This is a genomic window from Sporomusa intestinalis (assembly GCF_055383785.1).
The window spans coordinates 4551451-4567707 of sequence record NZ_AP042390.1 but is presented as its reverse complement, the minus strand read 5'-3'; the positions used below and the strand labels follow the sequence as shown (position 1 = coordinate 4567707).

The window sequence follows — 16257 nt, the reverse complement described above, 5'->3', positions numbered from 1 at the left end:
TTGGTTATACAGGCAGAATTGCCATATGGCCAGACAGGTCGAGCAGCAAATGCAGGAAAAGGTCCGCCAGGCTGAGGTGCTTAACGCCAGGAATGAGCGCTACCGCGCGCTGTTGCGGCAGTCAAGTGACGGGATCATTGTCTTGGATGCCGAGAACTGGCGCATTCAGGAAGCTAACGACCGGTTCAAGCATATTATGGGATTTGAAGAGGCTGAGGTAGTTTGGCTTCATATTACTGATCTGGCCATTTCGGCCGATATTGTGGCCGATCTGGAAGAGGCGCTGGCGGCTGGCGGGAGCCGCCGGCAGCAGGCGTTCCGGCGCAAAGACGGGCAGGGAATTACGGTTGAGTTTTCGGCAACCCAGATCAGTTACAGCGGTCAGCAGGTTATTGTCGCCACTTTCCGGGATATTACCGAATATGTACGTTTGCAGGAGGCCTTAAAAAAGGATATAAAGACAGCCGGTCAGGTGCAGCGCAGCCTGTTGCCCGCTGATCTTGATGCCGGCCCGGTGAGTGTGCGGACAATCTTTGAACCCCACCATCTGGTTAGTGGTGATTTTTTTCATTACGCCTTTATTAAGGGCGGTCAAATCCTGTCAGGTTATGTGATTGATGTAGCCGGCCACGGTCTGGGAACTGCGCTGCAGACCTCGGCCCTGAATGTGCTTATGCAGGAAACTTATTTAATGGAGGTGCCGCTTGTTGATAAAGTCCGCTGGATAAACCAGACCGTCATGCGTTACTTTACGGAAGAAACCTTTGCGGCCATGCTGTGTTTTGAACTTGATTTTGAAAAACAGCTGCTTACTTTGGTGCCAACCGGTATTACGGGTTTTTTTGCGGCCACAAACGCCCGCCAGGGCTTGATAAAAACGGGCGGCTCACTGCTGGGGATCGTCCCGGAGCTTGACATTACCGAGCTGCAAATGCCGGTGCAGGCCGGTGATACGATCTACTTTGTGACTGACGGCATATTGGATCTGGTGGAGGTCAATGGCCTGCCGGCAGACCTTGATCTGCGGGATTTCGCGGCGGCCGTGGACTGGTTTAATCTATTGATAAAAACCAGCAAGCGCTGGGATGATGCCTCCGGCTTGTTTATTAAGTTAAATGCGCATTAAGGCTGAGTATTTCCGCCGGCGTAAAGATTTTATCAATAAAAGTAGTCAAATGCTTGGTTAAATCTATCTCAGCGCCATCGGATTGCCTGCGCCCTTCGGCATCAACAATGACTTTTAAAACAGGGCGGGTTTGCAACCCGGCGATTACTTTGATTACCAGGGCAATTTCACCGGTATTGAGCCGGACGACGCTGTCCAGGGGATAGATGGCGATTTGGCTCAGGAAGGTTCTGAGAATGACGGGATCGAAATGGGTATTGGCCAGTGACATCATGATCTCATAGGCTTCGTGGGGCAGTGTGCCCTCTTTATAGGGCCTGTCCGAGGTAATCGCATCATAAACATCAGCAATGGCGACGATGCGGGCATATTGATGTATCGTTACACCGCCCATATGGCGGGTGTAGCCGGTACCGTCAAATTTTTCGTGATGCTGCAGGGCGACATGGGAGGAGATAAGGGGGATCTCGCTTTGGCGGCGGAGAATATCAAAGCCATGGTCAGGATGCTGTTCCATAATTTTTCTTTCTTCGCCGGTAAGGGGACCCGGTTTGACCAGGATTTCCTTGGGGATCAGCATTTTGCCGGTGTCATGGAGCAAAGCCCCCAGGGCGAGCTCTCTGAGCTGCGGCAGAGTATAGCCCAGCTTGACACCGGTAAGGGTTGACAAAACGCAAACATTTACCGAGTGGCCGAAGGTATAGCCGTCACGGGACCGGATATCGGTAAGATGAATCATGGCCCCTCTGTTTTTAATCACCTCATCGGTAAGGAAGGCTGCAGTTTCTTTAAACTCCCTGGTATCAATCCGGCGCGTGCTGGCGATATTTTGAAAAGCCGCCTGCACCGCCTGCACCGCTTGAACCCGTGTCTCTTCGCGAACAACTTCAGGGATCGTATCGATAAGGTCGGAATCGACCATCTGATCAGTAAACGGGTTTTTTATATATAAGCTTGCCAGACCAAAATGACGTAAGCGCTCGATCTGGGAATTGTTTAATTCTGTCCCGGAGCCTAGGAGCAGTACGCCTTCAGTACTGAAAACGTTGCGGGCGATGACCATGCCAGGCTGTAAACTATGTATGGCAACTTTTTGCATGAATGTGAAGGAGCCTCCCTATAATGTAAGTTATTTATTTGCCAGGCTATGTTATTCGACAGCCTAGGGGAATAAATCCTTCAGGGAAGGATCTTGATTCTTAAAAAAACATACTATTTTGCTTGGTAATATCAGACATCAGACAATGGAGGGATATATTAATGTCGGTATTTACGGTAGGTATATGTCAAATGGGGGTTATACCCGATAAGCTGGTGAACATTGACAGGGCGCGGCAAATGATTGGTGAAGCAACGGCCCGGGGCAGCCGGCTGGTGGTTTTGCCGGAGATGTTTAACTGTCCTTATCAGTCCGAGCTGTTTCCGGAGTATGCAGAAAGCTATTCCACTGGACCAACCATCGCCATGTTGGCCGAATGTGCTGCCAAATATCAGGTGATTGTAGTAGGCGGTTCCATCCCCGAGCGGGATGAGGCCGGCAATATTTACAATACCTGCTTTATCTTTGATGAAAGCGGGGGGCTGATTGGCCGCCACCGTAAAATCCATTTATTTGATGTGGCTATTAAAGGCGGCACGATGTTTCAGGAATCAAGGACGCTGACCGCAGGCAGCACTATGACGGTTGTCAAAACCTCACTGGGGACGATTGGCGTAGCGATCTGTTACGATGTCCGTTTTCCCGAGCTGGCCCGGGCCATGACCTTGCAAGGGGCCCAGATTTTAATTTACCCGGCTGCTTTTGGTCCGGTCACCGGCCCGGCCCACTGGGAATTGTTGATGCGGGCCCGGGCTGTTGATAATCAGGTATATGTGGTTGCGGCCGCGCCGGCACTGAATGCCGCCGCTGATTATGAGGCGCATGGCCATTCCATGCTTGTGGACCCCTGGGCCCGGGTACTGGCGGTGGCCAGTGAGGTGGAATCCCTGATTACAGGCAGGATTGATTTCAGAACAACAGAAAAAGTACGGGATGAGCTGCCCCTGCTCAAGCACCGGCGGCCGGAATTATATAGAGACTGATGGGGCGAGTACCTCATCTCCCTTAAAAGCGAGGTACTAGTCGCAGAGGAGAGAAAAATGGAACCGTTTATTCATGGCATGATCCTGGCGTTCGGCCTCATTTTACCGCTGGGGGTGCAAAACCTGTTTATTTTTACGCAAGGTGCCCTGCAAACCACGCTGTGGCAGGCACTGCCTGCTGTTTTGACCGCAGGGGCCTGTGATACATTGCTTATTCTGGCGGCTGTGCTCGGGGTGTCGCTGGTGATCCTGAGTTTTGCCTGGCTTAAGCTGCTGCTGATCGGTACAGGTATAGTTTTTTTAATCTACATGGGCTGGGTTTCCTGGCATAGCCAGCCTGGCAGCAAGCAGACGGCAGGCAGCACAGGGATGCCGCCTGCCAGGCAGGTTATGTTTGCCGCATCGGTATCGCTCTTAAACCCTCACGCCATCCTGGACACCATCGGGGTCATCGGGACAAGTTCCTTGACCTATAGCGGCAGCGACAAAGCTGTGTTTACCGCGGCCTGTATTGCCGTTTCCTGGCTATGGTTTTTCGCGCTGGCTGTTGCCGGCAGGCTGATGGGCAATGTAGACAGTACCGGTAAGCTGCTGGGGTTTATCGGCAAGCTTTCCGCCGTTTTTATCTGGGGGGCGGCCCTCTATCTGGCCGGCGGCATGATTGGCGAATATCAGGCCGGTTTGCCCTAAATACTACGGAACGGACATGGCCGTTATAATAGGAAGCAAAAGGCGGTAACAAGGGTGCCACTACGGGAAAAAAGCATCATTATTATTGGATTAACGCTGTTTTTGCTGCTGTTCAGTATATTTCTTACCGCTGATACGATTTTAGTCAATGGTTTCCGCCAGTTGGAGAAAAGCGATACTGAACGCAATGTACAGCGGGCGATCAAAGGGATAGAAAATGAAGCTGCTTCTTTAGCAAGTTTGGTCACAGATTGGTCGCAATGGGATGATAGTTATCATTTTATTGAAACCGGCAGTCAGGAATTTATTAAGGCCAACTTTGTGGAGCAAACATTTATAGCCCAGCAGCTTAATGTGGTTATGTATACCGACCTGACGGGGCGCATTATTTATGCCCGGGCCTTTGACTGGGATAAAGGGGAGGAATTGCCGTTAACCGCGGCAATGGCGGCAAAACTTGCGGCTGTTAAACCCGTTGCCCCTAGCGCCGCTGCCGCCGGTATCTGCAAAGGCCTGCTGCGTTTGCCGGCAGGGCAGATGCTGGTTGCCGCCGGGCTGGTTTCCAACAGTGCCGGCAGTGCTCCGGCCCGGGGTGTACTGCTTATTGGCCGCTATGTGACCGCGGGGGAAAAGGAGAAAATATCGGAACGCATTCAGCTGCCGATTGATTTTGCCGTCTGGGATGGTGATAATCTGTCGCCGGATTTTATTTCCGCGCAGGACTACTTGTCTTATCATGATCAAATATATGTTAAGCCAATTGACGATACCTACATGGCAGGTTATACAGTCCTGTCTGACTTATACGGCCAGCCGGCGCTGCTGCTGCGGGTTTTGGCGGCAAGGGAAATTTCGCAGCAGGGACAGCAGACGCTTAATTACTTTATCGGTATGCTGCTGGCTGCCGGTCTGGTTTTTGGTATTGTCATGCTTATGCTGATAGAATGGAATGTACTTAGCCGGCTGACTAAGCTAAACAGTATTGTTGAAAAGATTACCACCAGCAAAGATCTGGCAATCAGGCTGCCGGTAGTCGGCCGGGACGAATTAACCGAGCTCGCGGCTAATATCAACAATATGCTGGTCTCACTGGAAGAGGCCCAGTCCAGGCTCAGGTACGTCGGCCGCCATGATACCCTGACCGGCCTTTATAATCGCGCTTATTTTGAGGAATGTATCGACAGGGCCAACGATTCGTCCGCCACGGTGCAGGTGCTGGCGGCTGATGTTGACGGTCTTAAGCTGATTAATGACACCCTGGGCCATAGCAGCGGTGACGCCCTCCTGCGCAAGGCGGCTGAGGTCTTGCGGGCAACCTGTCCGCCTGATGCCATTATCGCCAGATTTGGCGGGGATGAGTTTGCCGTCCTGCTTGTGAATTACCCGGCTAGGGATGTGGCCCGGCTGTGCAAGGCGATAAAAGAGGCTGTGGGCAGTGCCAATCACGCGACGCCGGGATTGACGCTCAGCATGTCAATTGGTTATGCGACAGGCACGGAGCAGTCTAATGATGCCGGCGAACTGCTGAAAGAAGCGGACAACTATATGTATCGCGATAAGCTGCTTCATAACCGCAGTACGCGCAGCGCTATCGTGCAGACCTTGAAAAAGGCGCTGGAGGTGCGGGATTTTATCACTGACGGCCATGCTGCCCGCATGCAGGATTTAGTGCACTTGCTGGGAACGGAGATCGGGTTTTCCGAGAACAGGCTGGCGGAATTGCAACTGTTTGCCCAATTTCATGATATCGGTAAGGTCGGCATTCCTGACGGCATTTTATTTAAAGCCGGCCGGCTGACGGCCGAAGAAACCGCCGTCATGCGCAGCCACTCGGAAATCGGCTACCGGATTGCCCGGTCGGCGCCGGACCTGGTCTTTATTGCCGACTGGGTGCTGAAACATCATGAATGGTGGAACGGCACCGGTTATCCGCTGGGGCTTAAAGCGGAAGAGATTCCTATTGAATGCCGTATTCTGGCTTTGGCCGATGCCTATGATGCGATGACAAATCAACGGCCCTACCGGCTGCCTGTGGCGCCGGCCGCAGCTATCGCGGAAATCAGGAAAAATGCCGGTAGCCAGTTTGATCCTGAGTTAACCAAAGTATTTATTGCGATATTGGCAAAGTTGCCGTAAGAGAACTTGCGCTTTCTTTGCCTGATATGCTATAATTACTACGCATAAAGTGAAACTTACCTCCACGGCGCTTAACCGGCCCGGCGAGGCGTAGTTGAACCTATCCAAAGAGCTTGTCCGGTTGTGCCTTTTCCGGCATGACAAACAGCTAGCGGATAAATTAAGTGGCTGTAAAAAGTGAGGTGCAAGACATGCAAGAAAAAATTCATCCTAATTTTAATGAAGCCAAGGTAGTTTGCGGCTGTGGCAATACATTCGTAACCGGTTCGGTAAAAAAAGAACTGCGTGTAGATGTTTGCTCCAAGTGCCATCCGTTCTATACCGGTCAACAGCGTCAGGTGGCTGCCGGCGGCCGGGTAGAAAGATTCAACAAGCGTTATGGCAGCAATGCCCAGGAATAAGTGCGGCTTGGCAAATTGAACAAGAACAAGGCAGCAGAGCAGGAATGCTCTGCTGTACTTATAAGTAAAGGAGGGCGGCTATCGTGAGTGAGAAAAAGCCTTTTGTCGGCGGCCAGGCAGTTATCGAAGGGGTAATGATGCGCGGGCCGGAATATATTGCTACCGCAGTGCGCGAACCGTCCGGCACCATTACGGTGCAAAAAGAACGTCTGACTTCGATAACTGACCGTTATCCGCTATTAAAAAAACCGATGCTGCGGGGGGTTGTGGCCTTAGTTGAATCTCTGGTATACGGTCTGAAAGCCTTGTCATTTTCAGCGCAGGCGGCAGGTGAGGAAGAAGAAGCGCTGTCAACTAAGGAAATTGCCATGACGATGGCATTTTCACTGAGTCTGGCGATTGTATTGTTTGTCATCATTCCCACCTATGCGGCCAAGTATATTCATAGCTCGGTGACAGATTCCCGGTTATTGAACACCTTCGAGGGAATTTTGCGGCTGGCGATTTTTTTCCTGTATATTCTGGGGATTTCCCTGATGAAGGATATTCAGCGCGTGTTTCAATACCACGGCGCTGAACATAAAACCATTCATACCTATGAGGCCGGACAGGAGCTGACGGTGGAGAATATCAGGCGGCACAGCCGTCTGCATCCCCGCTGCGGCACTAACTTTTTACTCATTGTTATGGTGGTCAGCATTGTTTTGTTTGCTTTTCTCGGCTGGCCCGATTTGTGGCTGCGCATCCTGTCCCGGGTCATTTTACTGCCGGTAGTGGCCGGTATCGCGTATGAGATTATCCGGTTTGCCGGCCGGAGCCGGGCCCGCTGGGTAGCCTGCGCCATTACCCCGGGCATGTGGCTGCAGCAGCTGACTACCCGTGAACCAAGTGATGACCAGATTGAAGTGGCCATTGCCGCCTTGAACGCGGTGCGCCCTGATGAAGACGTAGAGGTGAAGACAAATGCTTGATAAACTGCAGGCCCTTGAGGATAAATTCCTGGAATTAGAGGGCCGAATCAGCGATCCGGCGGTTATGGCTGATATGGGGGAATGGCAGAAACTGACCAAGGCCCACAGCAAGATGGTCACTATCGTTGAGAAGTTCCGGGAATATAAAAAAAACTTGCAGGCGATCGACGACGCCCGCGACCTGCTGAAAGATAAACTGGATGATGAGTTTCGCGAACTGGTAGAAGCCGAATATGACGAGGCCAGGAGCAAAGTGGCCAGGCAGGAAGAAGAGTTAAGAATCCTCCTCCTGCCCAAAGATCCCAATGATGACAAAAACGTAATTGTTGAAATCCGGGGCGGCGCCGGCGGCGATGAAGCCGCCCTGTTTGCCGGTGATTTATTCCGGATGTATACCCGCTATGCCGAAAACCAGGGCTGGCGGGTTGAGATGCTTGATGCCAATGCCCCTGACCTGGGCGGATTTAAGGAAGTCGTCTTTTCCATCCAGGGCGACGGCGCTTATTCCAAGCTCAAGTATGAAAGCGGTGTGCACCGCGTGCAGCGGGTGCCGACAACCGAGTCCAGCGGGCGCATTCACACCTCAACCGTGACTGTTGCCGTATTGCCTGAAGCCGAGGATGTCGATATTGATGTCAATCCCAATGAACTTAGAATTGACACCTATTGCGCCAGCGGCGCCGGCGGCCAGCATGTTAACAAAACCGAATCGGCCGTGCGGATTACTCATTTGCCGACCGGGGTGGTCGTGCAGTGCCAGGATGAAAAATCCCAGCTCAAGAACCGCGACAAGGCTATGCGGGTCCTGCGGGCCAAGCTGTTGGAGCTGGCGCAGGCCGAGCAGGCGGCTGAGGTGGCGGAAAACCGCAAAAGCCAGGTTGGCACAGGCGACCGCAGTGAACGGATCAGGACCTATAATTTCCCCCAGGGGCGGGTGACTGACCACCGGATCGGGCTGACACTGCATAAACTGGATTTCGTATTAAACGGCGATCTGGATGAACTCATTTCGGCGTTGGTGACAACCGGACAAAGCGAGAAGCTAAAGGAAGTAGAGTGAAATGGCTGAACAGTGGACGATTAGTTCAATCTTAAACTGGACTAGGCAGTATTTTGGCGCCAAGGGGATTGACAATCCCCGGCTGGATGCCGAGGTACTGCTTTCCCATATCCTGGGTAAGGACAGGCTGTATTTATATACAAATTTTGATCAGCCCCTGACGCCGGCCGAACTGGCCGGTTACCGCGACGCTGTCAAGCAGCGGGCCAGGCGGGCGCCGGTGGCCTACATCACCGGCTGCAAGGAGTTTATGGGCCTGGACTTTGCTGTTGGCCCGGCGGTGCTGATTCCCCGGCCGGATACGGAGATCCTGGTGGAAGCCGTGCTTGACCGGCTGGCGGCGGGACCGGAGCCGCATATTGCCGATCTGGGCACAGGCAGCGGTGCAATTATTGTCAGCATTCTGACGAAACTAAAGACAGCCAGAGGCATGGCTGTGGATATTTCCCCGGCGGCCCTGGCAACGGCCCGGGAGAATGCCGGCCGGCACGGGGTGTTGCCGCGGCTGACCCTGCACCAGGGCGATCTGTTCGCCCCGCTGGCCGGCTGCAGGTTTGACGCTATCCTGTCCAATCCCCCGTATATCCCGGACGGCGACATTGCCGGGTTAAGCGCCGAGGTGCGGCAGGAGCCGCGGCTGGCGCTGGCCGGGGGCACAGACGGCCTGAATTTTTATCGCCGCATTGTGGCCGGCGGTGCTGACTATTTGCAAGCCGGCGGTTTTATCGCGGTTGAGGTTGGCATGAATCAAGCCCGGCCGGTGGCGGCGCTGGCGGATACCGCCAGCAGGCTTACAGCGGCCGCGATTATCAAGGATTATGCCGGCATTGAGCGGGTAGTGGTATTTTCTTTAACCTGACGATTCAAGGGTGACTCAACAGAACCGTCCCCTTGAGTCAATGCGACTCAGGGGGACGGTTCTGTTGAGTCGGTGATTATGGAGATGAAGTGAAGTGCGTACTGTATATTATAAGGTAGACCCGGTCAAGCCCGACCGGGGGGTATTGGAGGCGGCGGCGCAGCTGCTGCGCCAGGGCGGGCTTGTGGCCTTTCCCACAGAGACTGTATACGGACTGGGGGCCAACGGCCTCGATGCCCGGGCGGTGGCCGGGATATTCAGGGCCAAAGGGCGGCCGGCTGACAATCCGCTTATTTTGCATATTGCCGCCCCCGGGCAGCTGGACCAGCTGGCAGTGGCTGTTCCGGCCAGCGCCCGGGCTTTGATTGAACGCTACTGGCCCGGCCCGCTGAGTGTGGTGGTGCAGCGGCAGCCCCATGTGCCGGCTGCAGTCACCGGCGGTCTGGACACGGTGGCGGTGCGCCTGCCGGACTCCCTGATTGCCAGGGAGCTTATCCGCCTGGCCGGGGTACCGGTGGCAGCTCCCAGTGCCAACACGTCCGGCCGGCCGAGCCCGACAACGGCCCAGGCGGTGGCCAGTGATCTGGCCGGCCGGATTGACGCCATTATCGATGCCGGTCCCTGCGCAATTGGGGTGGAGTCAACGGTCGTGGACTGTACCACGCCGGTGCCGACCCTGCTGCGGCCTGGCGGCATTACTTACGAAATGCTGCTGGCTGTGCTGGGGGCGGTCGAGATTGACCCGGCCCTGGCCGGCTCACCGGCGGTTCCCCGCTCGCCGGGGATGAAATATACGCACTATGCACCGGCGGCGCCCCTGTTTTTAATCGAAACAGGACCGGAAAGCACAGCCGGGCTGCTGCAGCGGGAGGTGACCCGGGCGCTGGCGGCAGGCAAGTCCGTGGGGGCCATTGTGTCGGCCGAGACCGCACCGCTGTTGCCGGCCCCGGTCATAACCGCTGTGTACGGACCACAGGGCGGAGCCGATATTATCGCCGCCAATCTGTATAACGCGCTGCGGAGTTTTGATGAGCAAGCGGTTGATGTTATCTACGCCGAGGGCATTACTGAACAGGGACTGGGGCTGGCGGTAATGAACAGGCTGCGTAAAGCCTCCGGCTACCGCATTATCCGCGAATAGTACAAGTGATGCTCACATATTGCCCCCTGCCGTCACATATATATTACCAGGCCTTGATGAGGTTCCGGCCGCAGCCTGGTGGTTAAACGGCCGGTAGGTAAAGGGGTGGAAGAATATTATGAGCATGTTCGAACTGTTCATTTTAAGCGCAGCTTTGGGTACCGACCTATTTTCAGTGGCTGTGCCGATCGGCATGAATAAGGTGCGGCGGCTGGTTATTGTCCAGTCGGCCATTGTTTTTGCCTTATTTCACATTATCATGATCCTGACCGGTTACCATATCGGTCACTGGCTGGGCCATGTGGTTGAACATGTCGGCGCCTACCACATTGACTGGCCGGCCGCCAATGTGCAAAACTTTGCCACCATCATCGGCGCGCTGGTGCTCGCCGGTCTGGGCATAAACATGATTAAGGAAAATATCAGCGGCTCCGAGGCGGCTGCCACCGGCCATCCCCTGCGCGGGGGCGCGCTTTTTGTCCTGGCGGCCAGTGTCAGTATTGACGCTCTGGCTGCAGGGTTCAGCCTGGGCATGATTGATGTTGATCTGCTGCGGCTGAGTATCATTCTGGGGGCCGTTATCTTTGTGATCGCCCTGATGGGACTGGGGCTTGGCCGCAAGCTGGGGCGCTATATCGGCGAGCAGGCCGAGATGATCGGCGGCATTGTTTTAGTCCTGCTGGGCCTGCATATTTTATGGACGACAATTTATTAGCGAGTATGAGATAGTTTTTACGGACACAGAATATAAGGGGTTGATCGTGAATGTTCAAGATTGTGTTTGTATGTACAGGCAACACGTGCCGCAGCCCAATGGCGGCCGCGCTCCTGACCGACCTGGCGGCCCGGGCCGGGCTGGCCGGTACTATCCAGGTTGAGTCGGCGGGGATCGCCGCCGGGCGTCAGCCGGCTTCAGCCGGGGCGCAGGCTGTAATGCGTCAGGCCGGCTTGCCGCTGGACAAGCATTATTCCCGGCAATTATCACAGGCCCAGCTGCAGACTGCGGACCTGATCGTGACGATGACACAGGCCCACAAACGGGCGGCGGCCGGTATGGCGCCGGATGTGGCCGGCAAGATATATACTTTGGCAGAACTGGCCGGCCAGGCCGGTGATGTCGCCGACCCTTACGGCGGCAGTGAGGCCCGGTACCGTGACTGTGCCCGGCAGATCCAGCAGTACCTGCAGGCCGCCTGGGGAAAAATTGTCACTTTGGCAGGAAAAAAGTAATTCACGTGGAAAAGGTGAAAAGATCCACAAATTTTTTTGACATGGGAAGTGTTGCGCAATGAAGGTAGCTATTGGCAGTGACCACGGCGGCTTTCGCCTTAAGGAAGAGATTAAGGCCCTGTTGGCTGAACTGAAGGTAGACAGCCACGATTTTGGTACATATACGGTTGCAGCTGTTGATTATCCGGATGTTTCCTGTCAGATAGCCCAGGCGGTGGCCGGCGGCGCGTATGAACGGGGCATTATTATCTGCGGTACCGGGATTGGTGTAAATATTGCCGCCAACAAGATTAAGGGCATCCGGGCGGCGTTGTGCCATGATGTCTTCTCGGCGCGGATGTCCCGCGAGCATAATGATGCCAACATCCTGACCCTGGGAGAGCGGGTCATCGGTGCCGGTCTGGCGAGGATGATTGTTGAGGTATGGCTGGGCACAGAGTTTGCCGGCGGGCGCCACGCCTGCCGGGTGGAAAAAATCATGGCTCTGGAACAAGACCAGAGGTAGTGGGAGTGATAACCCATGGACACAGATTTGTCGATCATTGGCCGGCAGACAATGCAGGCGGCGGAAGAACTAATCCGGACAGCCGGTCTGCAACCGGGGCAAATCCTGGTGGTAGGGTGCAGTACCAGCGAGGTGCAGGGAGCCCGGATCGGCTCCTATGGCTCGGACGTGGTCGCGGCCCGGATTCTGGCCGGTTTGCAGAAAATTTGTTCCCGGTATGAGGTGGCGCTGGCCATCCAGTGCTGTGAGCACCTGAACCGGGCGCTGGTTGTAGAGCGCTCTGTAGCCGAACAATACCGTCTGGAAGAGGTGACTGTCATTCCGGTTGCCAAGGCCGGCGGAGCGCTGGCAGCCCAGGCGATGCGGGAATTTGTCAAGCCGGTGGTGGTGGAATCCATTATCGCTCATGCCGGTCTCGATATCGGCAGTACCCTTATTGGCATGCATATAAAAAAAGTTGCTATTCCGGTACGGTTAACGCAGCGCAACATCGGACAGGCTTATCTGACGGCGGCGCGCACCCGGCCTAAATTAATCGGCGGGGCCCGGGCCGTATATGAGATATGTTAACAAAATAATTTTTGCTTTACTTGGAGGAGGAAATAGTTATGACAATACTTGCAGGAGTGGACCCGGAAATAGCAGGAGCAATTGAACTGGAGCGCAAGCGCCAGCAAAACAAGCTGGAGCTGATCGCTTCGGAAAATTTTGTCAGCAAAGCCGTAATGGAGGCCCAGGGATCGGTGCTTACCAATAAGTACGCCGAAGGGTATCCGGGTCATCGTTATTATGGCGGCTGCGAGCATGTCGATATTGTTGAACAGCTGGCCATTGACAGGGCCAAGGCCCTGTTTGGCGCTGAACATGTGAATGTGCAGCCCCATTCGGGCGCGCAGGCGAATACGGCTGTATATTTTGCTTTTTTGCGGCCCGGTGATACGATCCTCGGGATGAATCTGGCCCATGGCGGTCATCTGACCCATGGCAGCCCGGTGAACATTTCCGGCCAGTATTTTAATGTGGTTGCCTATGGCGTGGATGAGGCTAGCCATCGCATTAACTACGATCAGGTTGCCGAGCTGGCCAAGACGCACAAGCCGAAAATGCTGGTGGCCGGTGCCAGCTCTTATTCCCGGGTGATTGATTTTGAGCGGCTGGGTCAGATTGCCCGCGATGCCGGGGCTCTGTTTATGGTTGACATGGCCCATATTGCCGGTCTGGTGGCTGCCGGTTATCATCCCAGTCCTGTGCCTCACGCCGACATTGTTACCACCACGACGCACAAGACCCTGCGCGGCCCGCGGGGCGGCATGATCCTGTGCCGCGCCCAGTATGCCAAGGCGATTGACAAAGCCATATTCCCCGGGATTCAGGGGGGACCGCTAATGCATGTGATTGCCGCCAAGGCCGTGTCTTTTAAAGAAGCACTCAGTGAGGAATTCCGCCGCTATCAGGGGCAGATCGTGAAAAATGCCCAGGCCCTGGCCGAACGCCTGAACCAAAACGGTTTTAGCCTGGTATCGGGCGGCACTGACAATCATCTGATGCTTGTCGACCTGCGGGCCCAGAAGATTACCGGCAAGCAGGCGGAGCATCTCCTCGACGAGATCGGGATTACTGTCAATAAAAATGCAATTCCCAACGACCCGGCCAGCCCGATGGTTACCAGCGGTATCCGGGTCGGTGTCCCTGCCGTCACCTCCCGGGGCATGACAGAACAGGATATGGTGGTTATCGGGGATATCATCTCCATGACCCTGACCAAGCCGGAGGACAGTGAAACGCAGGCCAAAGCCCGCTCCCTGGTTGCCGGATTATGCCGTAAATATCCCCTCTACGCTTAAGGCGGGGCCTGATGAAACATAAGGAGAGATGACTACATGCAGGTGAAAATAATCGATCATCCCCTGATTCAGCATAAATTATCGCTGATCCGCGATGTAAGAACAGGGACCAAGGAGTTCCGTGAGCTGTTAGAAGAAGTGGCGATGCTGATGGCCTATGAACTGACCCGGAATATGCCGCTGGAGGAGACTCAGGTCGAAACGCCGCTGACAACCTGTACCTGCAAGATGCTGTCAGGCAAAAAAATTGGCGTTGTGCCGATACTGCGGGCCGGTCTGGGGATGGTAAACGGTATTGTGAAGCTGATCCCGGCCGCCAAGGTGGGCCATATTGGCGTGTACCGTGACCATGAAACCCTGAAGCCGGTTGAGTATTATTGTAAATTGCCTACCGATGTGGCTGAGCGCGAACTGATTGTCATTGATCCGATGCTGGCGACAGGCGGTTCCTCGGTGGCGGCGATTGATATGCTGAAAGCCAAAGGCGCGAGAAATATTAAACTGATGTGCCTGGTAGCGGCGCCGGAAGGCGTTAACCTGGTCAATGCCCATCACCCTGATGTTGAGGTGTATGTTGCGGCAGTTGACAGTCATCTCAATGAAAATGGTTATATTGTGCCTGGGCTGGGGGATGCGGGTGACCGTATTTTTGGCACAAAGTAAGGCATGTTATACCCGGGCCGGGAATACATTGTTATTACACCGTTTGGCCAAGGGGGTAGAGGAAAATGAGCGGTAAGACAGACCTTGTCCGTCCCACCTGGGATGAATATTTTATGGATATTACCAAGGTGGTGGCCACCAGGTCCACCTGTTTGCGCCGCCAGATCGGGGCGGTGATTGTCAAGGACCAGCGGCTGTTGGCCAGCGGCTATAACGGCGCCCCCTGCGGCCTGGCCCATTGCGGGGAAACCGGCTGTGTCCGTACCGTCAACCGGATTCCGTCCGGTGAACGGCAGGAGCTTTGCCGCGGTCTTCACGCCGAGCAGAGTGCTGTCGTTCAGGCGGCTATGTATGGGGTTTCTATCCGGGGCGCGACCATTTATTCTACTCACCAGCCCTGTTCGGCCTGTACCAAAATTATTTTAAATGCCGGTATCACGCGGATTGTTTATCAGTACAGCTATCCTGACAAACTGGCTGAACAACTGATTGCCGAAGCCGGAATTGAATGCATCTGCTTCGGCTAATCACCAGCCGCTGCCCTGTTTCCAGGCGCAGCGGCTTTTTCTAATCCGCGGCTAAAGAGGGATTTTATCTGATCATGGCGAATTCAGCTTCATAATCTTAGGCCGGTCCGGGTATCCCACTAGTACTTCCTCTTTCTTAAAACCGAGGGAATAGTTTGCGTAGATTTTTTCGCAATGCAAGGCGGAGGAACCGCACATATCGTACATATGTAAGGCGACGACAACGCAGCAGTGCGGGAAAAGATGCACAAAATATCCTTGGTTTTGAGGGAGATGAAGTACCAGATGCCTGAACCTGCCTTGCTATAGGAGAATGTGCATGGTAGAAGCTATTTATTTACCCAAACTGGAGGCGCTGACGCCAACCCTGGACTCAACCCTGCTGAAGGCTATGGAAGAGGCCGGAGAACTGGCCCGGGCCGTACTCAAGTTTATGCCCTGGGAGCAATTGGACCCTGAGGCATTAAGTGCCCGGCCGGAGGCGGTTTCCCTGCTGGCTGATGTGAAAGAGGAGCTGTTGGATGTTGCCCAGACTTGTGTGACAATGATTTTTGTCATGGAGGATTCCTTTGGCATTGATGCCGACAGCCTGATCGGCGAGCATCTGGCCAAGCTATTTGCCAAGGGATATATGTATGACAGTAGCCAGAACTACTCGATTACCACCATAAAAAACCTTCATGGCGGCAATTTTAAATACATCAGCCTGCCTCACCTGAATATTGCGGACGTTACCCTGCTGACAACGGTGTGCAAGATTCAGGAGGAACTTGGTGAACTGACTCAGTTTCTGGGCAAGCATGCCGGCGCGTCGGGGGAACGGGCCCGGCTCGACAGCCAGGAGGTTAACCGGGGGGCGGCTCTGGAGCTGCTGGATGTCGCCCAGTGCTGCTTTACGATGATGTATATTCTGGCGGAACGCCATGCGGTAAGCATACCGGGGCTTGTGGCCACCCATGTGGACAAACTGCGCCATAAAGGCTATTGTTGAAAAAAAGGTATAAGGTTGCGATAAATCGAGG

General features: G+C 54.5%; 18 protein-coding genes. 17 read left to right on the top strand and 1 reads right to left on the bottom strand.

All coding sequences use genetic code 11. From position 1 onward, the window contains the following. The first annotated feature begins 25 nt into the window (after positions 1 to 25). Positions 26 to 1126 (top strand): PP2C family protein-serine/threonine phosphatase, encoded by a 1101-nt coding sequence (locus ACZ481_RS21295; RefSeq protein ID WP_464767339.1) that lies wholly within the window; start codon positions 26 to 28, stop codon positions 1124 to 1126. Here the strand turns inward: ACZ481_RS21295 and ACZ481_RS21290 are convergent. Next, positions 1107 to 2225 carry an HD-GYP domain-containing protein gene (locus tag ACZ481_RS21290; RefSeq protein WP_464767338.1) on the bottom strand — a complete coding sequence of 373 codons (1119 nt, stop codon included), beginning with the start codon at positions 2223 to 2225 and terminating at the stop codon, positions 1107 to 1109. The genes ACZ481_RS21295 and ACZ481_RS21290 overlap by 20 nt on opposite strands. 161 nt (positions 2226 to 2386) lie before the next feature. Between ACZ481_RS21290 and ACZ481_RS21285 the strand changes: the two genes are divergently transcribed. The 16 genes from ACZ481_RS21285 to ACZ481_RS21210 all read left to right on the top strand — a co-directional run bounded on the left by ACZ481_RS21285 (position 2387) and on the right by ACZ481_RS21210 (position 16226). Then, positions 2387 to 3208 (top strand): carbon-nitrogen hydrolase family protein, encoded by an 822-nt coding sequence (locus ACZ481_RS21285; protein WP_464767337.1) that lies wholly within the window; start codon positions 2387 to 2389, stop codon positions 3206 to 3208. 57 nt (positions 3209 to 3265) lie between these two features. Continuing rightward, positions 3266 to 3898, top strand: coding sequence for a LysE/ArgO family amino acid transporter (locus ACZ481_RS21280; RefSeq protein WP_464767336.1), 633 nt, complete (start codon positions 3266 to 3268; stop codon positions 3896 to 3898). 54 nt (positions 3899 to 3952) lie between these two features. Continuing rightward, positions 3953 to 6034, top strand: a complete 2082-nt coding sequence (locus ACZ481_RS21275) for a diguanylate cyclase (protein WP_464767335.1) — start codon at positions 3953 to 3955, stop codon at positions 6032 to 6034. 191 nt (positions 6035 to 6225) lie between these two features. Beyond that, positions 6226 to 6435: a 50S ribosomal protein L31 gene (rpmE, locus tag ACZ481_RS21270; protein WP_464767334.1), complete on the top strand. Its 210-nt coding sequence runs from the start codon at positions 6226 to 6228 to the stop codon at positions 6433 to 6435. 134 nt (positions 6436 to 6569) lie between these two features. Further along, positions 6570 to 7406 (top strand): DUF1385 domain-containing protein, encoded by an 837-nt coding sequence (locus ACZ481_RS21265; protein WP_464770673.1) that lies wholly within the window; start codon positions 6570 to 6572, stop codon positions 7404 to 7406. Continuing rightward, positions 7399 to 8466 carry a peptide chain release factor 1 gene (prfA, locus tag ACZ481_RS21260; RefSeq protein WP_464767333.1) on the top strand — a complete coding sequence of 356 codons (1068 nt, stop codon included), beginning with the start codon at positions 7399 to 7401 and terminating at the stop codon, positions 8464 to 8466. Before ACZ481_RS21265 ends, prfA begins: the two co-directional genes overlap by 8 nt. A gap of 1 nt (position 8467) precedes the next feature. Continuing rightward, the gene (gene prmC, locus ACZ481_RS21255; protein WP_464767332.1) at positions 8468 to 9325 is read left to right on the top strand and encodes a peptide chain release factor N(5)-glutamine methyltransferase; all 858 of its coding nucleotides are present in this window, start codon (positions 8468 to 8470) and stop codon (positions 9323 to 9325) included. Positions 9326 to 9419: 94 nt separating this feature from the next. Next, on the top strand, positions 9420 to 10466 hold the full coding sequence (locus ACZ481_RS21250) for an L-threonylcarbamoyladenylate synthase (RefSeq protein WP_464767331.1): 1047 nt from the start codon (positions 9420 to 9422) through the stop codon (positions 10464 to 10466). 118 nt (positions 10467 to 10584) lie between these two features. After that, on the top strand, positions 10585 to 11181 hold the full coding sequence (locus ACZ481_RS21245) for a manganese efflux pump MntP (RefSeq protein ID WP_464767330.1): 597 nt from the start codon (positions 10585 to 10587) through the stop codon (positions 11179 to 11181). 50 nt (positions 11182 to 11231) lie between these two features. Next, entirely contained in the window at positions 11232 to 11696 is a 465-nt protein-coding gene (locus ACZ481_RS21240) for a low molecular weight protein arginine phosphatase (RefSeq protein WP_464767329.1), read from the top strand. Between the two features lie 58 nt (positions 11697 to 11754). After that, positions 11755 to 12201, top strand: coding sequence for a ribose 5-phosphate isomerase B (rpiB, locus tag ACZ481_RS21235; protein ID WP_464767328.1), 447 nt, complete (start codon positions 11755 to 11757; stop codon positions 12199 to 12201). A gap of 15 nt (positions 12202 to 12216) precedes the next feature. Beyond that, complete coding sequence (locus ACZ481_RS21230) at positions 12217 to 12771, top strand: TIGR01440 family protein (RefSeq protein WP_464767327.1); 555 nt, start codon at positions 12217 to 12219, stop codon at positions 12769 to 12771. Between the two features lie 38 nt (positions 12772 to 12809). Continuing rightward, positions 12810 to 14045 carry a serine hydroxymethyltransferase gene (locus tag ACZ481_RS21225; RefSeq protein ID WP_464767326.1) on the top strand — a complete coding sequence of 412 codons (1236 nt, stop codon included), beginning with the start codon at positions 12810 to 12812 and terminating at the stop codon, positions 14043 to 14045. A gap of 36 nt (positions 14046 to 14081) precedes the next feature. Then, positions 14082 to 14708 (top strand): uracil phosphoribosyltransferase, encoded by a 627-nt coding sequence (upp, locus tag ACZ481_RS21220; protein WP_464767325.1) that lies wholly within the window; start codon positions 14082 to 14084, stop codon positions 14706 to 14708. Positions 14709 to 14773: 65 nt separating this feature from the next. Next, positions 14774 to 15235, top strand: a complete 462-nt coding sequence (locus ACZ481_RS21215; RefSeq protein ID WP_464767324.1) for a deoxycytidylate deaminase — start codon at positions 14774 to 14776, stop codon at positions 15233 to 15235. Positions 15236 to 15554: 319 nt separating this feature from the next. After that, on the top strand, positions 15555 to 16226 hold the full coding sequence (locus tag ACZ481_RS21210) for a nucleoside triphosphate pyrophosphohydrolase family protein (protein WP_464767323.1): 672 nt from the start codon (positions 15555 to 15557) through the stop codon (positions 16224 to 16226). The last annotated feature ends 31 nt before the right edge of the window (positions 16227 to 16257 follow it).